A 22332-nucleotide genomic window follows, 5' to 3' on the forward strand; every position below is an offset into this window, starting at 1 on the left:
CCCGAGAAAGTTCGGAATGGCTTTTCAGTTGATTAAATTCTAATTAGAAGAATTTGTATCTCATATCTTCAATCTCAGCAAACTCTTTCAAGGTCTCATCAATGTTTCTAGGAACAAAAAGCCTGAAATATGAAAGAGGGAAATCTGCTACCATCGCATTTTGTCCTAAACGCTGACGTGATACCTGAAGTGCAAATGAAGAATAATCATCTACATCTGTCGGAATGTCTTTTGCAATAAGTTTAACTACGATCACACCATCCTGAACACCAAATGCCTGAGTCATTTCTTCCTCCTCTAGTGCAAACGAAAGGCCGATTGCTTCAGGAGCATACCCAACACCCGTGATACTATTTGAGAATAGCTGGAAGTCTGCCGTTCCTGTCTTGGCACCATCGCCATAAGCTACTGCCATAGACTCAACATCAGCTGCATCCAGACCATTCAGCTTGCTAATGATCGTTTGTGCTTTCTTTTCATTTCTCACTTTTCGCTCCACCTGATTTCTAACTTCGTCCAGATTAGCGGCACCTTTTTCCTGCTCTGAAGTCATCGCAGCTACCACGTATCGGTCTCCTACTTCTTTTACATCAGATACTGACCCGGTTGATGCTTCATTGTACAACCAAAGCACCAGGCTTCTAGCCTCACTCATTGGTCCTACACGCTGAGCGTTCTTACCGATTCTGTTAGCCTCTCTTACTGTCAGTCCTTGCTCTTCAGCCAGTTTTCTGAATTCTTCAAGGTTTCCTGCAGATGCTGCGAACAAATCAGCTTGTCTGTATACTTCATTGATCGTCTCATCAGAAACGAAAAATTCTTTCTTCATTTTAGCTACCCGATAAAGCACACTATCAGCAGTGATCTCATCTTTTCTTGAAAGCTTGTAAAATTCATACGCTCCGTTTACGATTTCAGGCTCAGAAACAAATCCTACTTCCTGGCCTTGAAGTGATAACGGAAGATTGTCTTCGTAATAAGTAATGAATGGATATGGATCATCCGAGTTGATGCTCACAAAGCTCGAATCGTTGGTAGCTTGTGCCAGGGAAGCCTGAAAATCTGCTACCTCACCAGCAACGATCACTGAGTCTGCACTTGATGGAGCAATGTCGAAAAGAACATAGACCATATTCCGTGTTTCCTCACGCTGAAACTCAGACTCATGATTGTTTAGGTATGCTTGAAGTTCCTTGTCTGTCACCGAAATTTCTTCGTCAGAAACACTAAGGAAAGGAACGTACATGTAGTCGATGGTCGCGTTTGCATTCTGGCTGATGTACTCATCCTTTGCTTCGTACTTGGTCACATAATTTGTCTTCGTGAACAGGTTTGCATACTTCTCAAGTTTTCTGCTTGGTACCAACGACTGCTCAAACGAAATCCATGAATTTCTCTGCTGTGGAGGTGCCTGCTGAAGGCTTCCGAGAAAGGCAGTCACATTCTCTTTGCTAAACTGACCTGTTTGAGGATCTGCGAAAAACTGCATGATCTGCGGGCTAATGTTGCTGCCCTGTACCATGTCTACCAACTCATTGTTGGTTACCACAATGCCAAGCTCTTCAAACTGCTTTTCGTAAACTTTTTCCAGGATCAGCGCATTCCACGCTTGATTTCTAATTTGATCTGTCTCCTGCTGAAGCGGATTTCGTCCGGTATTGATAGCAAAGTTGTAAGACAGCTCATCTACTTTATTTTGAAACTGAGTGTTGGAAATAGATTCGCCGGCCATCTCTCCGATATCTGGATTATCACCTCCACCCAAAAGGGTAGAGTTTCCAATCAAATCCGTGCCAATGAAAGCAACCATTGTGACCATGATAGCTCCCACCACGATCTTACCCATCTTGTTTCTCAGTGTGCCTATTAGTGCCATATTCTTCTAAGTGCTCTTTATATAAGGTCGGCAAAAATAAGGAAATAATTTGCTATTGACCCATACAGTGGGTTTTTATAAAACAAGACCTAACTACCACGAGATTACACAGTTAGCCATTACTCCACAGCTTTAATCAATCGGGCATTGAGATGACTAAATATTCGATACTTCAGAAGGGTATACCTGCGAATTTCTGCTCCATAAATAGGCGAGACTCAAACCCGAAATGATGTGCCAGATTCCCCACCAGGCTGCCACAATGGCCATTCCACCCAGACCATCAAAAAATCCAAAAATGAGAATAAGTCCAAGGCCGGAATTTTGTATGCCTGTTTCAATAGAGATGGACCTTCTGTCCGATTGGTCGAGCTTGAAAAGCTTTCCTATCTGATAGCCTGCCATCAAAGCCACAGCATTATGTATTAGCACCAGCAAAACGACCAGGTGAATGTATTGCAGAAATAAATCAAAGTTCGCGCTGAATGCTATGATAACAATGGCTGCAAATATGGCGATGGATGAATAGTGCATAATGGGATGCAATCGATCGGCTACCTGAGGTTTCCATTTTCTCAGAAACATTCCCAAAACAATCGGGATCAGCAACAATGTGGTAATCGTTTCGAGTAATTCCCAAAAGTCCAGAGAAACAGTTGTTAGGATTTCTGCGGTTGGCGCATACATGCCTGCCCAGAAGGTAAGGTTGATGGGTGTCATGAAAATAGCCATCGTGCTGGAAACCGCTGTGAGGCTCACCGAAAGCGCGGTATTTCCTCGTGCCATTGCCGACATGAAATTGGAGATATTGCCTCCTGGGCAAGCTGCTACCAGCATCATGCCGAGTGCAAAGCTGGGGCGAGGCTGGATAATCAGGATGAGCAGAAAGGTGAGCGCTGGAAGAACGATGAACTGAGAGAGTATTCCCGCAAAAGCAGCTCTGGGGTTTTTTACGACCCGAACAAAATCTTCAATTCGAAGATTGATAGCTACCCCAAACATGATAAAGCCTAGGCTCAGATTCAGATAGAAAAGATTGGCTTCACTAAAGTTGAGCGTCACCTGATCGATGGGGTCCATCTGAGCAAGATATAAAGATTAATAAAAAAAGAGATGCTTCGTTCCTCAGCATGACACTACTTTTTACTGTCATCCTGACGAAGGAAGGATCTCTTAAAGTTTATACAATCTACTTCTTCCTGATTATAATATCTCCATGCATATTCTTGAAGGTGTATTCCGGGCCCCCTCCATTAATGGCACCATAAACCCATGAGTTGATAGACACCTTGTACTTTCCATCATCGGATTTTACTTCCGGCTTGGAGCGGTCTACTGTCATATCATAATCTGTAAAGATCTCTCCACGATCCGAGCGCATCTTGGCTGTGGCTTTGATTCCCGGAGGGAATGTTACATCTACATTTCCATGCAGCGTCACAAAAGACATGGGCTCATTTGGCGTCACTTTGATGAAGTTGACAGTGATATCTCCATGTACTGTATTTGACACGATGGATCCACTCATGTCTTTGAGTGTGAGTGGCCCATGCACTGCGGAAATTTCATGCGTCCCATTCACCCCTGTCACATCCACCTGCCCATGGACAGTAGAGACCTCCAGATCAAAATTTGCGGGTACTTTGATGGTCAGATTGATTGGCTTTTTCCATGAGTTGGTTTCCACTTTTACCCGATTGTTGTTTTCAGAAGCACTGAGTTCAATCGGACTTGTCGCAATCCTTTTCATTCCTGATGGCACTGATCTTTTATCCTCATGATCATCATGGTCACAGCTTGCACAATCATCATCTTTAGATTCAGTACTTGCCTCCGCCTCAATAATGACTTCTTTTCCGTTGTACGCTTCCACCATAATGTCTCCTCTAACCAAACCAACTTCCAGTTTGCCCTTTTTATCTGGAGAGCTAAGTGGGATAGCCAGACGCTCGTTGAAGTCCTGTGCCCAAACGCTCGCTGAGGCAACAAGAAATAATATGATTAATAACTTTTTCATGTCTTTATTTTTTTATGATTTCTTTTTCAAATAAACATTTCCATTGATGCTTTTGAACGAAAGTTCAGGGCCACCGGACCCAATCTCTACTCCTGTTTTAGTTCCGATTTTGAAGGTTCCATTGCGTTCACTTTTCTCCACTTTAGGACTCAGTTGCTTATAGTCAAAAGCTGTATACAGATCTCCATTCATACTATCAAAAAACACCTGAGCGCTAAAGTCTTCCGGCAATTCGAAGGTAAAGTCGCCATTTACTGTATTGAACTTGATCGGCACTTGAGGCGCCTTCACAAAGGTGATATCTACATCGCCATTTACCGTGGAGGCCCTTCTTAAGTCATGGACATTTTGGACTTCAATGTCTCCATTCACATTGCTCACCATCACTTTTCCGGTCATGTTTTTCACCAAAATATCTCCATTGTTTACAGTCTTGGCGTGTATAGCAATCTCCCTGGGTACTTTCAGTTTATACTGGTATTTGAATGAATAATCGGGACCGTCATTCATATTGTATCCCCAAAACTGCTGCCCCTCACAACGACGCATGAAGGGAGCCTTCATGTACAATACCAGCGAATCGTTCTTGATGTATTCTCCAAGTTTTAAGTCTTTCTTAGCCTGTGCAATCAAGTCATCAGAATCAGCTGATATTTCGATGGTCAAATCCATTTGCACTTGATTGCCCTCCGTCGCTTCCACAGTTACACTTCCGTTCATGTTGTGAATCATGACCAGCATCTCGGCATTTGTAATTTCATATGTCTTTGTGATCTCGATCTTGTCCTCCTTGAGGTCAGGGTTGATCAATGCTATTAGTAAGAGTAATAAATTCATTAGTCCTTGTTTTGAGTTATGTATTCTTGAGTGTTTGGATGCTTTCGTCCAGCTTTTCCTTCACAAATTCATCTTCGGTACTCTCCTTGAGCTGTTCCATCGCATCTACAGATGATTTTTCCTGAATGGCGACCAGAACATCTGCGATTGCCACCAATAAGAGCGGTGATTCCTGCATCTTCAGCGCATCAACAAGCGCTCGCCTCACATTTGGCTCATCCGCATATCTGACCAGTGATTCTAAAGAAGCCAACCGTACATTCACATTCTCATCATTGTTGAGCGTAGTGATCAGTGCATTAACCACTTTTTCATCTGCCTTTGGGAGTTCTGCGGCCATATTCACCGCCCTAATTCGCTCTTGTGCTTTGGGCTGCTCAATAAGCGTGAGCATCATCATTTCTTTCATGCTCTGAATCTCGCTACTCAGTTGAGCAATGTCTTGCTTTTGATCCTGAGAGGGAAGCATCCACCAGCCAATAAACAGACCCATCACCAAAGAAGCTAAACCCACTTGCCAGCTTTTCGTCATTTGGGCTACTATCCAATCAAGCACATTTGGACGAACTTCTTTTTGCTTTTCAGCATAAGCAGCCATCATCCCTTCGAACCGTGCATCCATTTGTGCAGAAGGTTCCGGGCGTTCAATTTCTTCAAACAGCTGCCAGGTTTGCTCCATTTCTTTAAGCTCAGTAGCCATTTCCGGATTTGCAGCAAGAAACTCAGCTAATGCCCTTTCTTCATTTTCACTGATATCACCAGACATCTTATCCTGCCACAATTCCTCTGCTTTTTTCTTAGTCATTTTCATAGCTAGACATCCATTTTTATGTAGGATTCTCTCAATTCTTTCAATATTCTGTGCACCCTCACTTTGATGGCACTTTCTGTTACACCCAGCATTTCTGCCACTTTCGCGTATTTCACTTTTTGGAATCGCACCAGCTCAATCAATTCAAGCTTTTCCTCAGAAAGATTCGCCAGCGCTTTTTTTAAGTAATTCAGCTCATCACTTTTTTCCATTTCGACCTCTCGGTTTTCGTTTTCACTCAATCGCTCCTCATACGGATTCATGTCCTCCTGAAAAGCGTATCTTTTATTTTTTCGGTAATGATCGTGATGCACATTACGCGCCATCTGGAAGGCCCACACTTCAAAGTCACCGTTTTCTTTGTAGGTATGCTTATACTTCAAAATCCTCATGAACACATTCTGCACCAGGTCTTCACTCGTCGCTCCATCGTTGGTCATTCCATAAAAGAATCCAAAGAATCGGCGACTGTATCGCTTGTACAAAAGGTTGAGTTTTTCTACCTCTCCCTCCTTTACTTTCAACATCAAACTGTGGTCTTCCAATAAGTTCATTTGGTGCATTCTGTCGGGGAAACTCCAGTAATTTCGGAAGGTTACATGGGGATTGGAAATTTCTTTTGACTACTTCCAATAGATCCTTCACTGCGTTCAGAATGACACCTATAATCTAAAAAGCTGAATGACTCTAAGCTGCCATCTGACGAAGGAAGCATCTCATTGGAGATTTTTTCTCCTCGTCATTCCGGTTTCGAAGAATGAGAAATACCGGAATCTTTTTTATAAAGATTCCTGAACTTCGTTTTACTCCATCAGGAATGACGCCTCGAAATTGGAATTTCTCAGCTAGGTTTGAATAATGAATTTCGTGGGTCTCAAAAAGGAACTTAATGGTGAGCTCAATGATGGTGAAGCCATCCGCCATATCTATGCGACAGATGCTTCGGCCTATCGGGAAGTGCCAGAAGCTGTGGCTATCCCGAAAAATGATAAAGACCTTAAAAAACTCATTCGTTTTGCCAGAGAAAACAACACATCACTCATTCCGAGAACAGCAGGCACTTCACTTGCGGGGCAGGTGGTTGGAGGTGGAATAGTGGTGGATGTCTCCAAACACTTCACCCAAATTTTAGAAATCAACATTGAAGAAGAATATGTGTGGGTGCAACCGGGTATCGTTCGGGATGAATTAAATCGGGAACTCGAAAAGCATGGTTATTTCTTCGCTCCCGAAACTTCCACGGCCAATCGGGCGATGATCGGAGGGATGATTGGCAATAATAGTTGTGGATCTAACTCGGTGGTGTATGGAAGCACACGTGAGCACCTGTTGGAAGTCAAAGCTTTACTCTCCGATGGCTCTGAGGCTAATTTTAAAGCTTCTGAAGATTTACGAGGGTCGTCCGATCTGGAAAAACAGCTTTACCAAAACATCTCAGATATCCTACTGGATGAGAAGAATGTTGAGCGCATCAAAAAGGAATTCCCCAACCCTAATATCCCTCGAAGAAACACAGGCTATGCGTTGGACTTACTGGCGGACATGCAGCCCTTCAATCCAAACGGAAAGCCTTTCAACTTCTGCACACTCATTGCCGGATCAGAGGGGACTTTAGCGTTTATCACAGCTGCAAAGCTCAAGATCACCAAAATCCCGGAAGGACACAAGCGACTGGTCTGCATTCACACCCAAACAATAGATGATGCACTGAAGGCCAATCTGGTAGCATTGAATTATCAGCCATATGCCTGTGAACTTATGGATCATTACATCCTTGAAGCTACGGCCAGAAATAAAGAGCAGGCGGAAAATCGTTTTTTTGTAGAAGGAGAGCCGAAGGCAATTTTAGTTATTGAACTTATAGGTGAGACTGAGAAAGAAGTAGATATTCGCATACTTAATTTTCTGACTGAATTAGGGAAACAGCGACTTGGATATGCATTCCCAATAATCAAAGGAGATGATATCAATAAAGTTTGGAACCTGAGAAAAGCTGGGTTGGGATTACTATCTAATATCCCCGGTGATACCAAACCAGCTCCGGTCATTGAAGACACTGCAGTGGATGTTAAAGACTTGCCTAACTACATCGGCGACTTCAACAAAATTCTTCATAGGCATGGTTTATATAGTGTGCATTATGCACATGCAGGATCAGGCGAATTACACCTTCGCCCCTATCTAAACCTGAAAACAGAAGAAGGAGTCAAGCTCTTCCGAACCATAGCAGAGGAGATTGCTGATTTAGTCAAACAGTACAATGGTTCACTTTCAGGTGAGCATGGCGATGGGAGATTGCGAGGTGAGTTTATTCCACGGATGATTGGGCAGGAGAACTATCAGTTACTTAAAAAAGTAAAGAAGGCATGGGATCCTAACAACATCTTTAACCCTGGGAAGATTGTGGATACAGCGCCTATGGATACTTCTCTCAGATATGAGAAGAACCAAGAGACACCAGAATATGATACCATGCTGGACTTTTCTCAAGACGAAGGGATTGTTCGTTCTGCAGAGCTGTGCAATGGGTCCGGTGACTGCCGAAAATCAGAACTGACCGGAGGCACTATGTGTCCAAGCTACCAGGCAACCCGGGATGAAAAGGATACCACTCGTGCAAGAGCTAATATCCTACGTGAGATGTTGACTCGCTCAAAAAAAATGAACCCTTTTGAAGAACCGGCGATAAAAGAAGTCCTTGACCTGTGCTTGTCGTGTAAAGGCTGCAAGCGGGAGTGTCCTTCTAATGTGGATATGGGAAAACTCAAAGCGGAGTGGCAGTATCAATCCATGAAGGAAAAAGGTGTGCCTTTTCGCACAAAGATGATCGCGAATTATGCCAGGAGCATGGAGCGTTTTGAGAAGGTACCCTGGGCTTACAACCTGACAAGGAATCTTTCTAAACCCATGCTGGGCTTTGCGACGAAACGATCCATTCCTAAGATGGCGAATCAAACGTTGCGATCATGGTTTGATACCAAATTCCATTCGCTGCAGCGAAAACCCAAAAAGACGGTCTACTTCTTTTTTGATGAATTTACAAACTATCTGGATGTAGAAATCGGCAAGAAGGCCATTATGCTACTGGACCGAATGGGGTATGAAGTCAGAGCGGCGAATCATGAAGCAAGCGGACGTGCTTATTTGTCCAAAGGAATGCTTGAGGAGGCAAAAGCGCTGGCTGAGCAAAACGTAAACCTTTTTCACAGCCTTTTGAAGAAGGAAATTTGCCTGGTGGGTATTGAACCTTCTGCGATTCTTACCTTCAGAGATGAATACCCGGACCTCCTCAGAGGCAAAGAGAAAGAGCAGGCCATGAAAGTGGCTGAAAAAACCTTCACCATCGAAGAATTTCTGGCTAAAGAGTTGGACTCAGGTAATCTCAAAGCTGAAGATATTCCAAGAAAAAAACAGAAAGTGCTGGTCCATGGCCATTGTCATCAAAAAGCCCTTTCCTCCATGACGCCAACAATGAAAATATTAAAGGCTGCTGAAGGTTTTGAAGTGCAAATGATCCCGAGTGGATGCTGTGGTATGGCTGGTTCGTTTGGTTATGAAAAGGAACATTTCGAGGTGTCGATGAAGATCGGTGAGCTAGTACTTTTCCCTAAGGTCCGAGAAGCGGATAAGGACACCATCATTCTTGCGTCAGGCACCTCTTGCCGTCACCAGATTTGGGATGGGACCGGCAAAGTTGCTAGGCATATTGTGGAGATATTATAAAGCAGAGTCTTGCTCTACTGAATCCTTTAATATCTTGTTGATATATGTGTTTTGGGTAACTCCTTTTCTTTTGGCATTCACAGCAATCTTTCGATGTAAACTTGGGGTAACTCTAACTTGAAATAGTCCCTTGAATGGTTTTTCCGGAGATTTACCAATTTCTTTACATAAAGAAAGATAATCTTCAACAGCTTCTTTGAAAGCGTTTTCAAGCTCAGCAACAGTACTTCCTTCATAGGTCACCAAGTCATTAATATCAAGAATACTCCCATGAAATACCTTATCCTCATAGCTGAATTCTGCATTACCACTATACCCTTTATGTGTCATACTTTTCATATCAATCCTTCTTCTTTTAAAATATTCAAAACAATCTTAATCATGTAGGTTTTTAACTCGTTTCCTGGATGTGGTTTATGAAGACTGATGATTTTTTGGTTTTCATTCACAAATCTTCTTCTGGATCCAGATGTCTTGCCTTTATTAAACTCTTCAAAACCAAATCCTGATAGTAATGTAACTAGCTCATTCCAAGTGAAATCTTTGGGATAGCTTTTTAACTTTCTTAGAAGTTTTTCATGTTTGCTCATTTATAACGAAGTAACTAAAAAATAGTTACAAATGAAAATTCCACTCATGTAATAATCATGGTCTTCTAATCTCCAAAATGGTTAAATTCATATCATGACTATTGCGCTACCACACCAAAAAATCAAACTCAGCGATAACACCGTTCGTCGCTCATTGATGGTGCTGCTTGCATTTGTCATGACGCATCTGATTACCTATCAGAAGCTGCCATTCTCACCGGATTATCAATTCCCGTTTATTCCTTTCACCATCTTCCTGATTTACGGGTTATTTATCTGCGAGACGAATACCTGGAATTATCGCAGGCTTTCAAAAAAATCAAAGCTTGGAAATGATCTGTCTTCGGTCCTTCTGATCATTCGAACCAACCTGCTTTACTGCACGCTTATTTTCACGATTCTCAGCATCGGCCAAATGCTGATATTCCAATACGTCATGGATCCATTCCGATTTGTAGGTTTGCTGGGTGTCTGCCTGATGATTTCATTGATAGAAACAGGCGTATTTATTCTGAGAGGATATGCCAAAGGAAATGGAACACTCACCCTCAATAAGCTGGCGTCTACATCTGATACACTCACCATTGTGAGAGGCGGAGAACTTCGAACCATTCAGGAAAATGAAGTTTCATGCTTTGTCCATCAAAATGGGTGTGTTTTTCTTATTGACACGGATGGGAACAAGCTTGTGACACAGTACGAATCGTTGAGTGAAGTAGAAGAAAAGCTTTCGAATCGGTTCTTTCGTGCCAACAGGCAAACCATCATCTCCATACCTGCCATCCGTGCCTTGCAAAAGGATGTAAACAACAAACTCAAGGTCCAATTGGAGCACCTTTCGACAACCGTCAATGTCAGCCGCTATAAAAGTCGGGAGTTAAAAACCTGGTTCAAGTCTGACCATTCAGTCTGAAAACAGATACCACTCAGCATCTAACTTTCTTTTTTCACAGTCAGAAAAGGCTTCCAGGCGTTAGGATTGGCTAAAAAATCTAATGCTATGAAAAAGTATGTAAGCACAATTACCCTAATATTGGTCTGGATTATCGGATCATCATTCAACACCTTAAAAGAAGGTGATCTGACCAAAGAAGATCGGAAGTATGTCGTCGATTATCTGAAGCAATCCCAAAAGGAACTCTTCAGCCGAATCAAAAATCTAAGCGAGGAACAGTGGACTTTTAAAGCCACAGAAACCTCATGGTCGCCAGCCGAAATTTGTGAGCACATTTTCAAAACGGAAAGCACGCTGGTGAAACGAGCTGATGCGATGGACACGACCGAATGGAAGCCTCAACCGGAAGATTATGTGAATGAAAAAGTAGACTTTATTATCGATTTCCTTCAGAACCGAGAACGTAAGTTCAACGCACCGGAGCACATCCAACCGGAAGGCCAGTTTGCCAATGCAAAGGCGTTTATTTCAGATTTCAAACAGAAGCGAGGTGAGACAATTACTTATGTAAATGAGGTGGAAAAACCTCTAAAAGGGTATTACAAAGATTTTGGTCCTTTGGGTGAAATCAGCGGCTATCATTGGTTGGTGTTTATTAGTGCGCACACTCAGCGACACATAAAACAACTGGATGAGGTTTTGGCTAATCCGGAGTTCCCGATTTGAGTTTGTAGTAGAGTAGTTGGAAGCTGTCCATAGGGTTGCTGTCAGGTTGAGTTTATCGAAACCTCTGTGTTTTGAAATGTTTAAATACACTTCGACAAGCTCATTGTGACAATTGGAGTAATGCAGGACAGCTTCATTTATACCTCAATCTCCCCTTTCATATACGTCACCGCATTTCCTGCAATGAGCACTCTCTCCCCAAGTGCAGTACAGTTGAGGTAACCTTTACGCTCGGAAAGCTGGTAGGCAATCATTTCATTTTTTGCGAGCTTCTCCGACCAATACGGAATCAAAGAACAATGGGAAGAACCCGTCACCGGATCTTCGAACATGGCTCCTCCCGGGAAGAAAAATCGTGAAACAAAATCAACTCCATCTCCTTTCGCAGTGCAGATGATTCCTCCCTTTTCAAACTGAGCGGGACTCAATAGACTTTCGTTTACCTTAAGCGCTCGAACCTCTGCCTCACTGTCATAGACCAGCACCCAATCCCGAGATTTCAACACCTCTTTTGGAGGATGCGAAAATGCTTTGAGTAATGTCTCATTCATTTCGGCTGGTTCCGGCTTTCTGGACGGAAAATCCAGTTGCAGTAAGTGATCCTTTCGCTTCACCGTAAGTGGACCACTCATTGTTTCAAAATTGATTTGATCTTTTTGATAGCCAAGATGATTATAAATCACATGTGCAGAAGCTAGCGTCGCATGTCCACACAAGTCAATCTCGAACTCCGGGGTAAACCACCTGAGCTCAAAAACATCTCCCTGCTCCTGGAAAAAGGCCGTTTCCGACAGGTTGTTTTCAATGGCGATCTTTTGTAAGACATCTTCTATGGGCCATTCATCCCCTATTGGAACGACAGCCGCCGGATTGCCTGCAAAAAGATGATCAGTAAATGCGTCGACTTGATAAATGGGTAGCTTCATGTTCTTAAAGATAAAAATCACAAGGCAGGAAAAAGATAGATGCTGAAATAAATTCAGCATGACAAACTCTTTATAAACAGGTCACCTTGGACTTATTTCAGGGTCTATTGTCCAAAAAAGAACGATTTTGAACTAACCTGTCCGCTTATGATACAGATAACTCAATCGTTTTTCTAATCGTAAAATCTTTCATGAAAATACTACTCTGGTTCATCCTCCTCGTCATCTGCTGGCCGTTAGCCCTAGCCATTTTGTTCTTCTATCCGATCATTTGGCTGCTTTTACTTCCATTTAGGATCCTTGGATTTGCAGTGGAAGGGGTCTTCGCATTTATCCGGGCGCTGTTTATGCTGCCGGCGAGGGTGCTGAGTTAAAATCCTTTTTACCATGAAACACCTAACCATTCTACTCTTACTTTTTTGTTTGTCTGCATCGGCTACAAACCTGAAAGTTGAAAACACGATTTTCTACAAAGAAGGCGATAGGGCCTATGTCTCCATGGATATCAGCTGGCAAAATGCCTTCCGTCTCAAACAGGAGGATGTAGAGTTTTACGATGCGGCCTGGGTGTTTTTCAAATGGGTGAATAATGAACGAAACGGTTATGTCACCCTTCATGTAAAGCAGGATGGTCACAAAGCTGTTGCCAATGGACAGAAACAAGTGCCACTAAAGTTCACCCCAAGCAAAGATGGTATGGGTGTATTCATTTCGCTGGCAAACCCCGGAGAAGCAAACGTAAACGCGCGAGTAGTAATTGAATTGAATCCTGAGGACTTTATTGGTATCAATCCAAGGAGGCAGGAGCTTATTCCTTACGCCATAGAAATGGTTTACATCCCCGAGGGGCCTGTGACGCTGGGCGCTCCCAACACTACCGAAAATGGTGCACTCTACCTCTCCGATAAGGATGGGGGAATGAAAGGACTTTATGAAATCAAAAAGCAGGATCAGATTGTGGAGATTGGGCCGGAAAACAGCAAGCTGTACTACCAGGCAAGCAATCAATATCAGGGAGATCAAAAAGGCACGATTGGAGCCGATTTTCCAAAAGGAGTAAATGGGTTTTACATCATGAAGTATGAGCCCACCCAGGGACAATATGTTGATTTTCTCAACAGTCTGCCAGCAGCGATGCAGGAAGCCAATGATATCAGTCAATCCAACGGGTATTATGAAAACCGTGGGACTATTAGAAAAACAGAAAACGGATATGTGGCAGACAAGCCAAACCAGCCGTGCAACTATCTCGGGTGGGATGAAGGGATGGCGTTTGCCGATTGGGCAGGCCTACGACCCATGACAGAGTTTGAATACACCAAAGCCTGCAGGGGTTCCAATGCACCCATTGCAAATGAATTTCCTTGGAATACTTCAGAAAAAGTGCAGATCAGGCGACAAGTGGATGGCGATGGAAACCTGGTCTACCTCGATCTGGATGAGGCAGATATTACTAACAGCAATCGCGACCTCTATGGTGTCTCCCTTTTCCGTGTGCATGACCTGGCCGGAAGCCTGTGGGAGCGCATGATCTCCATCGGTCATGAAATTGGAAGAAACTTCAAAGGCACACATGGCGATGGTGACCTTACCGAAGCAGGAAGAGCAACGAACGAAGACTGGCCGGCAGGCAATGAAAACTCAGGAGGCTATGGCTTCCGGGGAGGTGGCTTTTATGGCTATGGACGTGAGTACCATGATTATAATCCGTATAGCCCGATTGCCCTACGCCCGTATGGTGGCTGGGCCGGGGGTAAACCTAATTATGCCTATGGGTTAAGGTTTGTGAGGAGTGAATGACATTAACTACTTATAAACTTCAAATAATAGGTTTACCAAGTCACGACCAAGCGGTGAGGTATTTGCAATTGTTATAGATTTTGATTTACGTAAGTTTACTAGACCCGCTCTATCCAAGATATCAACAATTCTAACATCTAACTCAACTGTGTCAGTCCCTTGTTTTTTATAAATTTTCACAAGTTCTTGCTTCGCTTCGTTTGAGTTAAAAACATCTTGTAAATACTTGAATTGACTTTCAAGATCTTCATACTTTCCACGTAAGGATTCAAGCGATTCATCACTTATTCTTTTCTGGTTTAAGGCAGCTTCGAATTCCTCCTTCTTCAAAGTGAGGTCTCTCTTAACATTTTCTAGTTCACCCCGAATTTCATCAAATCGGTTATTCAATTTATTAAATTGACTTACCTTTTCATTGGCTTGCTGTTGAAGTGTGAGATTAGATCTTTTTTCATTTTCAAGTTCTTGAAGTAAATCCACATATTTAGTCTTTGATCGATTTAACTCTTCAAACAGCTCATTTGCTTTTTCTCTCGAATACGGCTTCTCTTTTCTTGCCTTCAAACGCAAAGCAGCTCTTTGGTTCAAATAACTCTCATAAACAGGAATTATAGCCTTGTTTAATAACCAAGGCATTCCCATAGTAAGAAATATAGCTCCTAAAAACGGCCATAAAGCATTATCGTAATAATTTATGTATTCTCTTTCTATGAATTGAAGTTTGGTAAGTGGTTCAAATTCATACGCATCAACAAATAAGGTTATGTAAATGATCTCCCAATTGTAAACTAACCATGCAAATAAAAAATTAGCAAAAAAAGGATTTGATGAGCGATCGTAAAGAAAAGCCTTCAATGATTTAACAATGTTTTCCATATTCTAAATATACCAACCTCTACCGTTTTTTGGAATAGTGTATTACATCCCCCTGCTTTCGCACATCCCATCACACCCCCGAAACGTCGGACCGCCTTCAAAGGGGGAATTGGTGCTCGTAAGATTCCCCCTTAAGAAAGGGGGAGTGCGCATGCCAGAGGGCCGGAGGGGGATGTAATGACTCAAAATCAAGCACTGATGTTTTGCGCTGGATTTCGATTAACTTTAATACATGACACAAAATCAAAAACTCCATGCTATTCTGAGGCATCTGGATTATATCTCTAATCATAGAAGCAAAAGCATCTTGACGGCTTCTGATGTTTCCAGGTACTTTTTTAAGGAATTTGAAGTGGAAATTCCTCTTGGTGAAGCGCAGCGCTTGTGTCAGCTCTTGATCGATAAAAACGTGGTGACAGATGTAGATGCATCCGAAGAGGTATGTATCGGTTACAGCAATTCCACTTCGAAGGCACTGCAAAATTCAAATTTCATGGATTAGGTCACAATGCCTGCCAGCAGACAAAAGGACTCTCTCAGCCCATCCTTCCTCATTATTTTCCGTATCGTCACACTATGAAAAACATCGCAACTATACTTCTGCTATGCTTCGGGTTCCTGGCATCAGCACAGAAAAGCCCAACATACACTACCAAGGATGGAGCCATCAAAGGATATGACCCGGTGGCTTATTTCACAAAAGGTGAACCCACAAAGGGCGATCAGTCATTCATGTTTGAGTGGAATAAAGCAAACTGGTATTTCAGCACGCAGGAAAATCTGGAAGCATTCAAATCTGATCCTGAAAAGTATGCGCCGCAGTTTGGTGGCTATTGCGCTTACGCTGTAGGGAATGGCTACACCTATGAGTCAGACCCTAAAGCCTGGAAGATTGTAGATGGCAAGCTCTATCTCAACTACAGAAGGGGCATTCAGAAAAAATGGGAAGCAGATCAGGCCAATTTTATCAAAAAAGCTGAGGAGAATTGGCCGGAGTTGATTGAGGAGTAGGATTGCTCAACCTACCTCTTCTTGGCGAATGATGTCACAATCCCAAATTTGATACCAGTGACATTGGAGCCATCCACCTGATAGAATGGAATGGAAAGTGTAGTAAACATCCTTAGGTTCACCGTTGAGTTGCGGTTGATCAGAAATCCACCTCCCAGATAAGCTCCAATCCCGGATTCAGTCTCAGCATAGGGCAGGTCATACGACTTGTCCCGAATGCTTGTAAAACCATACTCCATGCCTCCCTGCACATAAAATGTCATCCGCTTTCTCGTGAGTGGGTAGGTCACGCCCAGACCAATGTTGCCTGTTTGCAACCTCCGGTCAGAGGAGTGATGATCGATGGAAAGTGTAGAAGTCGGGTACAGCTCAAAATCGAAATTGAAAAGCACCGTTGACGCGTCATAAGTGTAAGCAAGCCCAAAACCCGAAAGGGTGCTTTGATTAGGGATGTGCTTGCCCCCCAGCATCACACCCACAAAGTGATTCACCTTGATTTGCGCCAGCTCCACTCCTTGTTGATCATATTCAGTCACCTCATCTATTTCAATGTCGGTCTTAGCCGTTCGGCTGGTAAAAAATGCTCTCCCCAATCTGGATAGCAATGGATCCAGGTCCTGCTCCACGGAACCCTTGGCCATATCGTGCCAAACTTGGGTATGATCGGCAGATTCATAAACGCCAAGTGAAATGATATAAACGCCTTGCAGGTAATGAATCTCTCCTTGCATGACATAGCGCGTCCCCTTTTCGGCGGCCACCCTTGCAGACTCGGCCAGCAACTCACGAGCAGTATAATTAGGATTCCCAAGGTGCTCGTTGAGGATGATCGTGTAGTTGTGATTATCTTCAATGTATGATTTCAGCAGCTTGGAGGTGGAATATTGCAGCCCTGCGGCTGAGTCCATATTGATTAACTCAAAGCCCGGGAAATAAACCGTTTTTTGTGCGAATGAGCACTGAAAGATCAATAAAAAGCTGAGTGAAATAAGATAGGCTTTCATGTGGTTATGGGTTTGTTCTCAGCATAAGTTTCCACAAATCAGCCACGCCCCTAACCAGGCAAACAATAAGTCAAAATAAAGTTTGATGCTTTGGGGGATTATCCGGCATTCAAAGACTAATGCAATTTTTGGTTAAATAGGTGGTAATTCAGGATAAGGAATGATCGACTCGATCATCAGAATTACTCCATTTTTGGCCAAAAGTGTGAGCGTGATCAGTATGCTGCTGATGATCAGGGAAACACCAACATTGTTATTTCGGATTTCTTCAAACTCATCTATCGGGGTGAGTTTGCTATAAAGGAAAGTGCTGATCAGTCCGATCAAAATGGTGGCTGTATATGCGATGGCAATGTAGATCGCTCCAGTTCCAATGTATTTGAATGCGAGAATGAAGCTGTCGCTGCTTTTATTGAGCAGGCGAAAGGAAGAAATCAAAGGCTGTACAATCCCACTGATCATGATGCCTACAGACAGAATGATTGCAGAAACGAAGATGCTGTAAGACAAATTGTAGTCTTTGATGCGATAATACTTTCTACCCACCCATTGCACGATCTTGTAGGTGAGCGCAAGGATGAAAATACCGATTGTTATCGCCGAGATAATCTCTATGAGTGCCAGTATGGCCAGGTTTGGGTTCATAATTTATTGACTAAAGCAATTTTCCAATAGTTGACATTATTCGTGTTTGGTGGAAGTATTCCCAGTGGCCAGCCCTTGGCGGTAGTCTCCCAAAAGTAATAGTTCTTCCCCTGAAACGTGAGGTGATCACCGCTTGCAGGAAGGTTAAGCGCCAGCATCGCATGAGCATATTCATTGCTTACCACAATCATCGGATCAAAAGCCATCGCTTCCAGCAACGAATAAATCAGCACGGCTCGTGTATCACAATCACCATAGAGCGAGTGCAAAAATTCGTAAGGAGATAGCAATCCCAGGGCAATATTCCCAACACAAGGTTTGCCTTGATTATTAGCCTCCGCACAGTCTTCCACACGCACATAGCTGTATGGGATGTCCTGCACAAAGGTCACCACCAACTCTGCCAATTCCGGCCTCCTCAACTGTTGATCAAGCGCAATCTGCTGAAGTGAATCCACCAAAAAAGAGATTTCCATGCGGCTGTCTTCAACCAGTGCATGGTAGACACTGCCCCACAAGTTTTCATAGCTATCCAGCTCGTAGATGATCTTATTTCTATTCTTGCCAGAGGCCAGGCTGACAGATTCAACAGACTCATAACTTGCACAAAAAGATTGTGAATAATTCAAAAAATCCCACTCCCGTTGATGCCACCGGTCATTTTCTTCATTGATTACTTCGAACCGATCGACACAAACTACCGGAGAATAATCGTCTACCTTAAACAACCCGATTACAGCTGTGAGGATCACATAAACAATGACCACAAATACCAAAAAACGGAACACACCTTTCACACACTAAATATCTGAAATCTTTGGTAGATTGTCCTATATAACCATCTTCGATCGTCAGATGCAAAACATCACACTTATGAAAAAGCTAATTCTCACCTCTGCTTTACTGCTGATCTTTTCTGCCTGCATGTCTCAAACCAAAGATGTTCCTTATGCCTGGCTCGCCGGAAACTGGGTTGGCGATGGTTTTGGTGGCATATCCGAAGAAGTTTGGTCACAGCCTTCCGCTGATGGTACAATGATGGGAACCTACCGACACCACAAGGGCGATGGCTCATTAAACTTTTATGAATTTATGGTGATGGACTCAACGGGTCTTCGGCTCAAGCATTTCAACCCTGACATGGTAGGATGGGAAACGAAAGAAGATTTCGTTCATTTCAAAGCAATCGAGTTTACCGAGGATAAGATCATTCTAAAAGGTCTGGTATTTGAACGAAAATCGGATACTGAAATGGAAATCCGATTGGATCTGAATAATGGAGACAAAAAGTGGACGGAGGTTTTTAAGATGAAGCGTAGGTAGGTCTCAACAGATAAATAACACCCATCAAAGGCCCTATGGCCAAAATCAAATAGGCAAACTCGAAAGAGCTTTTTTCTATCAAATAGCTGAGCAGTTGAATACTTACTATTGTGATAGCAAAGCCTATACAAGTCACGATCGTAAGTGCTGTTCCTTTTAGTGCTGGATTGGCGTTTTGTGCAACCAGTGTAGAAAACAGCGGTGAATCAGCAATCACCACTAATCCCCAAAAAACGAGAAAGGCGTAAAATAATGATATCGGCAACTGAAACATAATGGGTGAAACCAAACAGCAGATAGCTGACAAACTCAAGGCCAAAGTTGCTAATCTTTTTGTCCCTAGTCGTCCTGATAGATAGCCTCCCGCAACGCAGGCTAAACCACCTAATCCTATGATCAAAAAAGAGAGAATCGGAACATCAACGGCAATCAAATGATACGCGCGATACTGATCAAGAATAATTGGAACAAAAGCCCAGAAAGCGTACAGCTCCCACATATGCCCAAAATATCCAAAGGCTGCCGAGCGAAATGCACTATTCCTAAACACCTCTCCAATACCACTAAACTTTGGAGCTTGTATCTTGCTGCGATATGATCCCTCCCCCACAAATATTTTAATCAGAATTCCACCAATTACTGCAAGGGATGAAGTCATCAGCAGAACAACTCTCCAATCATAATTAAAATCCATCGCTGCGATCAGGTGCGGTAAGGCAGTGCCCAATACCAGCGCTCCTACTAAAAAGCTCAGCGCCTTCCCCAGGCCATGTTCAAAATGATCTGCGGCTATTTTCATCCCCACAGGATATATGCCCGCCAGAAAAAATCCGGTCCAAAAACGAAGTGTCAGAATCTGTATGAAAGAGATATCCAGTATGATGAGGCCATTGAAAACAGCTCCTAGCAAGGCGCTAATTAAGAATACACTAGGCGCTTTATAACGATCAGCAATTGTGAGAATAGCATAGATCAGTGTGCCGACAATAAACCCAAACTGCACCGAGGAAGTCATAAGCCCAACATCTGAAGACATCAGGTTAAGCTTTACAGCCAAGTCCGGCATGATAGCATTGCCAGCAAACCATAGCGAGGTGCACATAAACTGGGCAGCTACAATGATGGGTAATATAATTTTCGGGGTAGCCATCAGGCAAAAAACCAATAATCTTTCACAGGCTCCTTCCCCCAGTTTTCCAGCATTTTCCGGATCTCCACTTTTTCTTCAGGAGAAGTTACCACTACCAATATCTGGGCATTGTCATAGTTGGGCACCATATCCTGATGCTCAATGGTGATACCGTAGACATCCTTGCCAACCTTGCGCTTATTGTCACATACCCAATGAAAGGTGTTCTCCTCTTCCAAAAGCAACTTTGCCAAATCTTTACCATTTCTCCCTGCCCCCCACAGAACTAGTGGTCTGGTCCTGTCCCGATCAATCTGATAAAAGTACCTGAGCTTCATATCAAAATAGCGGTTGTCTTTGTACTCCTCCCACGTTCGTGAAATACGATCCGACCGATCTCTCCAGTAATGCAACACTTTGTCGATTCCATGAACTTTCAACCCTTCTTTGTAGAAGCGAAAACACAGGTCATAATCCTCGGGGTAAACTTCAGGATCGAAGGCATTCACTTTATCAAAATCCTCTTTGTGAATGATCCAGCAGTGGGAGGGGATCACACACTCCTGATAGATCTCCTGATAGTGGGTCTCGTTTCTGGCAACTTCGTTTAGCCAGATTTCATATCGTCTAAAGCCATCTCCCACCACGCCTTTCTCCACGAAATGTTCCGTGCCCCCGGCGATAATGTGTCCCTTCCCGTACTTTTTCCATTCATTCACCAGCACCTCCAGCTTATCCAGTGGCATTTTATCATCAGAGTCCATCCGATTAATTAGGTCTCCTTTGGCTATGGCATAGCCTTCCTTTAGTGCAGGAATTAATTTATGTCTCCTGCTATGAACCACCTTAATCCGATCATCTTTTTCTGCATACCAGTTTAGAATCTCCGGGGTACGATCCGTAGAGTGATCATTGATCGCGATCAGCTCCCAGTTTTTATAGGTCTGGCCGATGATGGAGTTGAGACACCCTGGTAGATACGGCGCAGTGTTTTTGGCCGCCATGATTATTGACACTAAAGGCTGGTTCATCTAGTCGTTAGGTTTTTGCTCCAGTAGCGCTTAGCATAGCCGGAGACAGGAAGGCCTAAATTAAAACGAATGAACATATTGAGATCAAACCACGACACTTTAAAAAAACCATGCGTCTTAAATCGGCGTGGTGATGTTTTTAGTGCTGGTCTTATGATACTCAGCTGACCCACTTTTCTCAATTCCTTACACAAGAAGGCTGTTTCCATTAGCGGCTCCTTTGGAACTCCTCCAATTTGATCGAGTGCCTTTCTCCTCACAAATACTGCCTGATCTCCATAAAATACTTTGCCCCATCGGTACCTGATCCTGTTTACCAATGTTAGCAGAGCCAATTTCCAATCGGGATCTTCGAACGCAAATTCAAACGCACCTCCTACCGCTGAGTCGTTTTTAAGTTTCTCTTCAATCAACACATCAAAGTGACGAGGTAGCAGCGTGTCGGCATCCAAAAACATGATGATATCATGTGTGGATTTTGAAACCCCGTAAGTAAGGCTTTCATGTTTTTTAAAAATGAATTCAGGCTTCTGAAGCACCTGTACGTTTAAATCTTCAATACTTTGAACCGTACCGTCTGTACTTCCCGCATCAACCACCAGTAACTCAAGACGCTCAGGGCTCTCGGCCCTTTCCAAAGTGTGAAGAATCGTTCTTCGTAAAAAGGCCTCCTCATTTAGAGTTGGTAAAATGATGGAAAGCATACTAAACCTGGCTTATTTCAAACAGGTGTCCATCCGGGTCGTGGAAAAATGCGCGAATCTCAGCACCCCAATCCACCGGAGGGGTAAGGAACCTGGCTCCTCGCTCCTTGAGTGTTTCGTAGCACCCCATGCAATCCTTCACTCGAATGGTAAACGAATGGCTCACATCATTAGGATTTTTTGGCGGAATGAACCGAGTGTTGGGTTTATCCTTGGTGGAATCCCCTGAAGTCACCAGCAATATCCAGTTTCCAAGAAACTGGAAAACACATGAGTCTCCACCATATTCCCGGTAGATTTCCGCACCTAGTACATCCTGATAAAATTCCTTTGACTTGCTCATGTCAGAAACCACCAAAATTGTGGTTAAGGCCATATCTTCGGTTGGGAATGGTGTTTTTGCCATGA

At 43.3% G+C, this 22332-nt stretch carries 24 protein-coding genes; 7 read left to right on the top strand and 17 right to left on the bottom strand.

Going from position 1 to position 22332, the window contains the following annotated elements; translation table 11 throughout:
- Nucleotides 1–43 precede the first annotated feature (43 nt).
- The 6 genes from ACEQZT_RS05910 to ACEQZT_RS05935 all read right to left on the bottom strand — a co-directional run bounded on the left by ACEQZT_RS05910 (nt 44) and on the right by ACEQZT_RS05935 (nt 6095).
- On the bottom strand, nt 44–1876 hold the full coding sequence (locus ACEQZT_RS05910; protein ID WP_370088199.1) for a SurA N-terminal domain-containing protein: 1833 nt from the start codon (nt 1874–1876) through the stop codon (nt 44–46).
- Between the two features lie 156 nt (nt 1877–2032).
- On the bottom strand, nt 2033–2956 hold the full coding sequence (locus ACEQZT_RS05915; RefSeq protein WP_370088201.1) for a bile acid:sodium symporter family protein: 924 nt from the start codon (nt 2954–2956) through the stop codon (nt 2033–2035).
- A 109-nt stretch (nt 2957–3065) separates the two neighbouring features.
- Entirely contained in the window at nt 3066–3893 is an 828-nt protein-coding gene (locus tag ACEQZT_RS05920) for a DUF4097 family beta strand repeat-containing protein (RefSeq protein WP_370088203.1), read from the bottom strand.
- A gap of 12 nt (nt 3894–3905) precedes the next feature.
- On the bottom strand, nt 3906–4730 hold the full coding sequence (locus ACEQZT_RS05925; protein WP_370088205.1) for a DUF4097 domain-containing protein: 825 nt from the start codon (nt 4728–4730) through the stop codon (nt 3906–3908).
- 16 nt (nt 4731–4746) lie between these two features.
- Complete coding sequence (locus ACEQZT_RS05930; protein ID WP_370088207.1) at nt 4747–5535, bottom strand: HEAT repeat domain-containing protein; 789 nt, start codon at nt 5533–5535, stop codon at nt 4747–4749.
- 8 nt (nt 5536–5543) lie between these two features.
- The gene (locus ACEQZT_RS05935) at nt 5544–6095 is read right to left on the bottom strand and encodes an RNA polymerase sigma factor (RefSeq protein WP_372530136.1); all 552 of its coding nucleotides are present in this window, start codon (nt 6093–6095) and stop codon (nt 5544–5546) included.
- A 304-nt stretch (nt 6096–6399) separates the two neighbouring features.
- Between ACEQZT_RS05935 and ACEQZT_RS05940 the strand changes: the two genes are divergently transcribed.
- Nucleotides 6400–9264: an FAD-binding and (Fe-S)-binding domain-containing protein gene (locus tag ACEQZT_RS05940; RefSeq protein ID WP_370088210.1), complete on the top strand. Its 2865-nt coding sequence runs from the start codon at nt 6400–6402 to the stop codon at nt 9262–9264.
- Here ACEQZT_RS05940 and ACEQZT_RS05945 read toward each other — a convergent pair.
- Both ACEQZT_RS05945 and ACEQZT_RS05950 read right to left on the bottom strand, forming a co-directional pair.
- Nucleotides 9259–9603, bottom strand: coding sequence for a type II toxin-antitoxin system HicB family antitoxin (locus ACEQZT_RS05945; protein ID WP_370088212.1), 345 nt, complete (start codon nt 9601–9603; stop codon nt 9259–9261). The genes ACEQZT_RS05940 and ACEQZT_RS05945 overlap by 6 nt on opposite strands.
- Nucleotides 9600–9854 carry a type II toxin-antitoxin system HicA family toxin gene (locus ACEQZT_RS05950; protein ID WP_370088214.1) on the bottom strand — a complete coding sequence of 85 codons (255 nt, stop codon included), beginning with the start codon at nt 9852–9854 and terminating at the stop codon, nt 9600–9602. The genes ACEQZT_RS05945 and ACEQZT_RS05950 overlap by 4 nt, the downstream gene beginning before the upstream one ends.
- Nucleotides 9855–9948: 94 nt before the next feature.
- Here ACEQZT_RS05950 and ACEQZT_RS05955 point away from each other — a divergent pair, with 94 nt between their 5' ends.
- Nucleotides 9949–10767, top strand: coding sequence for a LytTR family transcriptional regulator DNA-binding domain-containing protein (locus tag ACEQZT_RS05955; protein WP_370088216.1), 819 nt, complete (start codon nt 9949–9951; stop codon nt 10765–10767).
- A gap of 87 nt (nt 10768–10854) precedes the next feature.
- A complete protein-coding gene (locus ACEQZT_RS05960) occupies nt 10855–11475 on the top strand; it encodes a DinB family protein (protein WP_370088218.1) in 621 nt (206 codons plus the stop codon).
- A gap of 137 nt (nt 11476–11612) precedes the next feature.
- On the opposite strand, the gene ACEQZT_RS05965 is transcribed toward ACEQZT_RS05960, so the two are convergent.
- Nucleotides 11613–12401 carry a PhzF family phenazine biosynthesis protein gene (locus ACEQZT_RS05965; RefSeq protein WP_370088220.1) on the bottom strand — a complete coding sequence of 263 codons (789 nt, stop codon included), beginning with the start codon at nt 12399–12401 and terminating at the stop codon, nt 11613–11615.
- A 387-nt stretch (nt 12402–12788) separates the two neighbouring features.
- Between ACEQZT_RS05965 and ACEQZT_RS05970 the strand changes: the two genes are divergently transcribed.
- On the top strand, nt 12789–14201 hold the full coding sequence (locus ACEQZT_RS05970) for an SUMF1/EgtB/PvdO family nonheme iron enzyme (RefSeq protein WP_370088222.1): 1413 nt from the start codon (nt 12789–12791) through the stop codon (nt 14199–14201).
- A gap of 6 nt (nt 14202–14207) precedes the next feature.
- Here ACEQZT_RS05970 and ACEQZT_RS05975 read toward each other — a convergent pair whose 3' ends face one another.
- Nucleotides 14208–15077: a hypothetical protein gene (locus tag ACEQZT_RS05975; RefSeq protein ID WP_370088224.1), complete on the bottom strand. Its 870-nt coding sequence runs from the start codon at nt 15075–15077 to the stop codon at nt 14208–14210.
- 232 nt (nt 15078–15309) lie between these two features.
- On the opposite strand from ACEQZT_RS05975, the gene ACEQZT_RS05980 reads away from it, so the two are divergent.
- Nucleotides 15310–15579, top strand: a complete 270-nt coding sequence (locus ACEQZT_RS05980) for a hypothetical protein (RefSeq protein WP_370088226.1) — start codon at nt 15310–15312, stop codon at nt 15577–15579.
- 74 nt (nt 15580–15653) lie between these two features.
- Nucleotides 15654–16088 (top strand): YHS domain-containing (seleno)protein, encoded by a 435-nt coding sequence (locus ACEQZT_RS05985; protein ID WP_370088228.1) that lies wholly within the window; start codon nt 15654–15656, stop codon nt 16086–16088.
- 11 nt (nt 16089–16099) lie between these two features.
- On the opposite strand, the gene ACEQZT_RS05990 is transcribed toward ACEQZT_RS05985, so the two are convergent.
- The 3 genes from ACEQZT_RS05990 to ACEQZT_RS06000 all read right to left on the bottom strand — a co-directional run bounded on the left by ACEQZT_RS05990 (nt 16100) and on the right by ACEQZT_RS06000 (nt 18534).
- A complete protein-coding gene (locus tag ACEQZT_RS05990) occupies nt 16100–17092 on the bottom strand; it encodes a hypothetical protein (RefSeq protein ID WP_370088230.1) in 993 nt (330 codons plus the stop codon).
- Between the two features lie 132 nt (nt 17093–17224).
- On the bottom strand, nt 17225–17737 hold the full coding sequence (locus ACEQZT_RS05995) for a DUF350 domain-containing protein (RefSeq protein WP_370088232.1): 513 nt from the start codon (nt 17735–17737) through the stop codon (nt 17225–17227).
- Nucleotides 17734–18534, bottom strand: a complete 801-nt coding sequence (locus tag ACEQZT_RS06000) for a hypothetical protein (RefSeq protein ID WP_370088234.1) — start codon at nt 18532–18534, stop codon at nt 17734–17736. The genes ACEQZT_RS05995 and ACEQZT_RS06000 overlap by 4 nt, the downstream gene beginning before the upstream one ends.
- A gap of 76 nt (nt 18535–18610) precedes the next feature.
- Here ACEQZT_RS06000 and ACEQZT_RS06005 point away from each other — a divergent pair, with 76 nt between their 5' ends.
- Complete coding sequence (locus ACEQZT_RS06005; protein ID WP_370088236.1) at nt 18611–19060, top strand: DUF6265 family protein; 450 nt, start codon at nt 18611–18613, stop codon at nt 19058–19060.
- On the opposite strand, the gene ACEQZT_RS06010 is transcribed toward ACEQZT_RS06005, so the two are convergent.
- The 4 genes from ACEQZT_RS06010 to ACEQZT_RS06025 are packed head-to-tail and all read right to left on the bottom strand — an operon-like array spanning nt 19041 to nt 22330.
- Nucleotides 19041–20210: a nitrate/nitrite transporter gene (locus ACEQZT_RS06010; RefSeq protein ID WP_370088238.1), complete on the bottom strand. Its 1170-nt coding sequence runs from the start codon at nt 20208–20210 to the stop codon at nt 19041–19043. The two genes, ACEQZT_RS06005 and ACEQZT_RS06010, sit on opposite strands and share 20 nt — an antisense overlap.
- The gene (locus ACEQZT_RS06015; RefSeq protein ID WP_370088240.1) at nt 20210–21220 is read right to left on the bottom strand and encodes a glycosyltransferase family 2 protein; all 1011 of its coding nucleotides are present in this window, start codon (nt 21218–21220) and stop codon (nt 20210–20212) included. Before ACEQZT_RS06015 ends, ACEQZT_RS06010 begins: the two co-directional genes overlap by 1 nt.
- Nucleotides 21217–21924, bottom strand: coding sequence for a glycosyltransferase (locus tag ACEQZT_RS06020; RefSeq protein ID WP_370088242.1), 708 nt, complete (start codon nt 21922–21924; stop codon nt 21217–21219). Before ACEQZT_RS06020 ends, ACEQZT_RS06015 begins: the two co-directional genes overlap by 4 nt.
- Nucleotide 21925: 1 nt before the next feature.
- A complete protein-coding gene (locus ACEQZT_RS06025; protein WP_370088244.1) occupies nt 21926–22330 on the bottom strand; it encodes a VOC family protein in 405 nt (134 codons plus the stop codon).
- Nucleotides 22331–22332 lie beyond the last annotated feature (2 nt).

The organism is Ekhidna sp., assembly GCF_964218185.1.
Taxonomy (GTDB): domain Bacteria; phylum Bacteroidota; class Bacteroidia; order Cytophagales; family Cyclobacteriaceae; genus Ekhidna.

Excerpts from the sequence above, each read along its gene's own strand:
- ACEQZT_RS05910 (WP_370088199.1), bottom strand. The coding sequence starts at position 1,876 with ATGGCACTAATAGGCACACTGAGAAACAAGATGGGTAAGATCGTGGTG.
- ACEQZT_RS05915 (WP_370088201.1), bottom strand. The coding sequence starts at position 2,956 with ATGGACCCCATCGATCAGGTGACGCTCAACTTTAGTGAAGCCAATCTT.
- ACEQZT_RS05920 (WP_370088203.1), bottom strand. The coding sequence starts at position 3,893 with ATGAAAAAGTTATTAATCATATTATTTCTTGTTGCCTCAGCGAGCGTT.
- ACEQZT_RS05925 (WP_370088205.1), bottom strand. The coding sequence starts at position 4,730 with ATGAATTTATTACTCTTACTAATAGCATTGATCAACCCTGACCTCAAG.
- ACEQZT_RS05930 (WP_370088207.1), bottom strand. The coding sequence starts at position 5,535 with ATGACTAAGAAAAAAGCAGAGGAATTGTGGCAGGATAAGATGTCTGGT.
- ACEQZT_RS05935 (WP_372530136.1), bottom strand. The coding sequence starts at position 6,095 with ATGAACTTATTGGAAGACCACAGTTTGATGTTGAAAGTAAAGGAGGGA.
- ACEQZT_RS05940 (WP_370088210.1), top strand. The coding sequence starts at position 6,400 with ATGAATTTCGTGGGTCTCAAAAAGGAACTTAATGGTGAGCTCAATGAT.
- ACEQZT_RS05945 (WP_370088212.1), bottom strand. The coding sequence starts at position 9,603 with ATGAAAAGTATGACACATAAAGGGTATAGTGGTAATGCAGAATTCAGC.
- ACEQZT_RS05950 (WP_370088214.1), bottom strand. The coding sequence starts at position 9,854 with ATGAGCAAACATGAAAAACTTCTAAGAAAGTTAAAAAGCTATCCCAAA.
- ACEQZT_RS05955 (WP_370088216.1), top strand. The coding sequence starts at position 9,949 with ATGACTATTGCGCTACCACACCAAAAAATCAAACTCAGCGATAACACC.
- ACEQZT_RS05960 (WP_370088218.1), top strand. The coding sequence starts at position 10,855 with ATGAAAAAGTATGTAAGCACAATTACCCTAATATTGGTCTGGATTATC.
- ACEQZT_RS05965 (WP_370088220.1), bottom strand. The coding sequence starts at position 12,401 with ATGAAGCTACCCATTTATCAAGTCGACGCATTTACTGATCATCTTTTT.
- ACEQZT_RS05970 (WP_370088222.1), top strand. The coding sequence starts at position 12,789 with ATGAAACACCTAACCATTCTACTCTTACTTTTTTGTTTGTCTGCATCG.
- ACEQZT_RS05975 (WP_370088224.1), bottom strand. The coding sequence starts at position 15,077 with ATGGAAAACATTGTTAAATCATTGAAGGCTTTTCTTTACGATCGCTCA.
- ACEQZT_RS05980 (WP_370088226.1), top strand. The coding sequence starts at position 15,310 with ATGACACAAAATCAAAAACTCCATGCTATTCTGAGGCATCTGGATTAT.
- ACEQZT_RS05985 (WP_370088228.1), top strand. The coding sequence starts at position 15,654 with ATGAAAAACATCGCAACTATACTTCTGCTATGCTTCGGGTTCCTGGCA.
- ACEQZT_RS05990 (WP_370088230.1), bottom strand. The coding sequence starts at position 17,092 with ATGAAAGCCTATCTTATTTCACTCAGCTTTTTATTGATCTTTCAGTGC.
- ACEQZT_RS05995 (WP_370088232.1), bottom strand. The coding sequence starts at position 17,737 with ATGAACCCAAACCTGGCCATACTGGCACTCATAGAGATTATCTCGGCG.
- ACEQZT_RS06005 (WP_370088236.1), top strand. The coding sequence starts at position 18,611 with ATGAAAAAGCTAATTCTCACCTCTGCTTTACTGCTGATCTTTTCTGCC.
- ACEQZT_RS06010 (WP_370088238.1), bottom strand. The coding sequence starts at position 20,210 with ATGGCTACCCCGAAAATTATATTACCCATCATTGTAGCTGCCCAGTTT.
- ACEQZT_RS06015 (WP_370088240.1), bottom strand. The coding sequence starts at position 21,220 with ATGAACCAGCCTTTAGTGTCAATAATCATGGCGGCCAAAAACACTGCG.
- ACEQZT_RS06020 (WP_370088242.1), bottom strand. The coding sequence starts at position 21,924 with ATGCTTTCCATCATTTTACCAACTCTAAATGAGGAGGCCTTTTTACGA.
- ACEQZT_RS06025 (WP_370088244.1), bottom strand. The coding sequence starts at position 22,330 with ATGGCAAAAACACCATTCCCAACCGAAGATATGGCCTTAACCACAATT.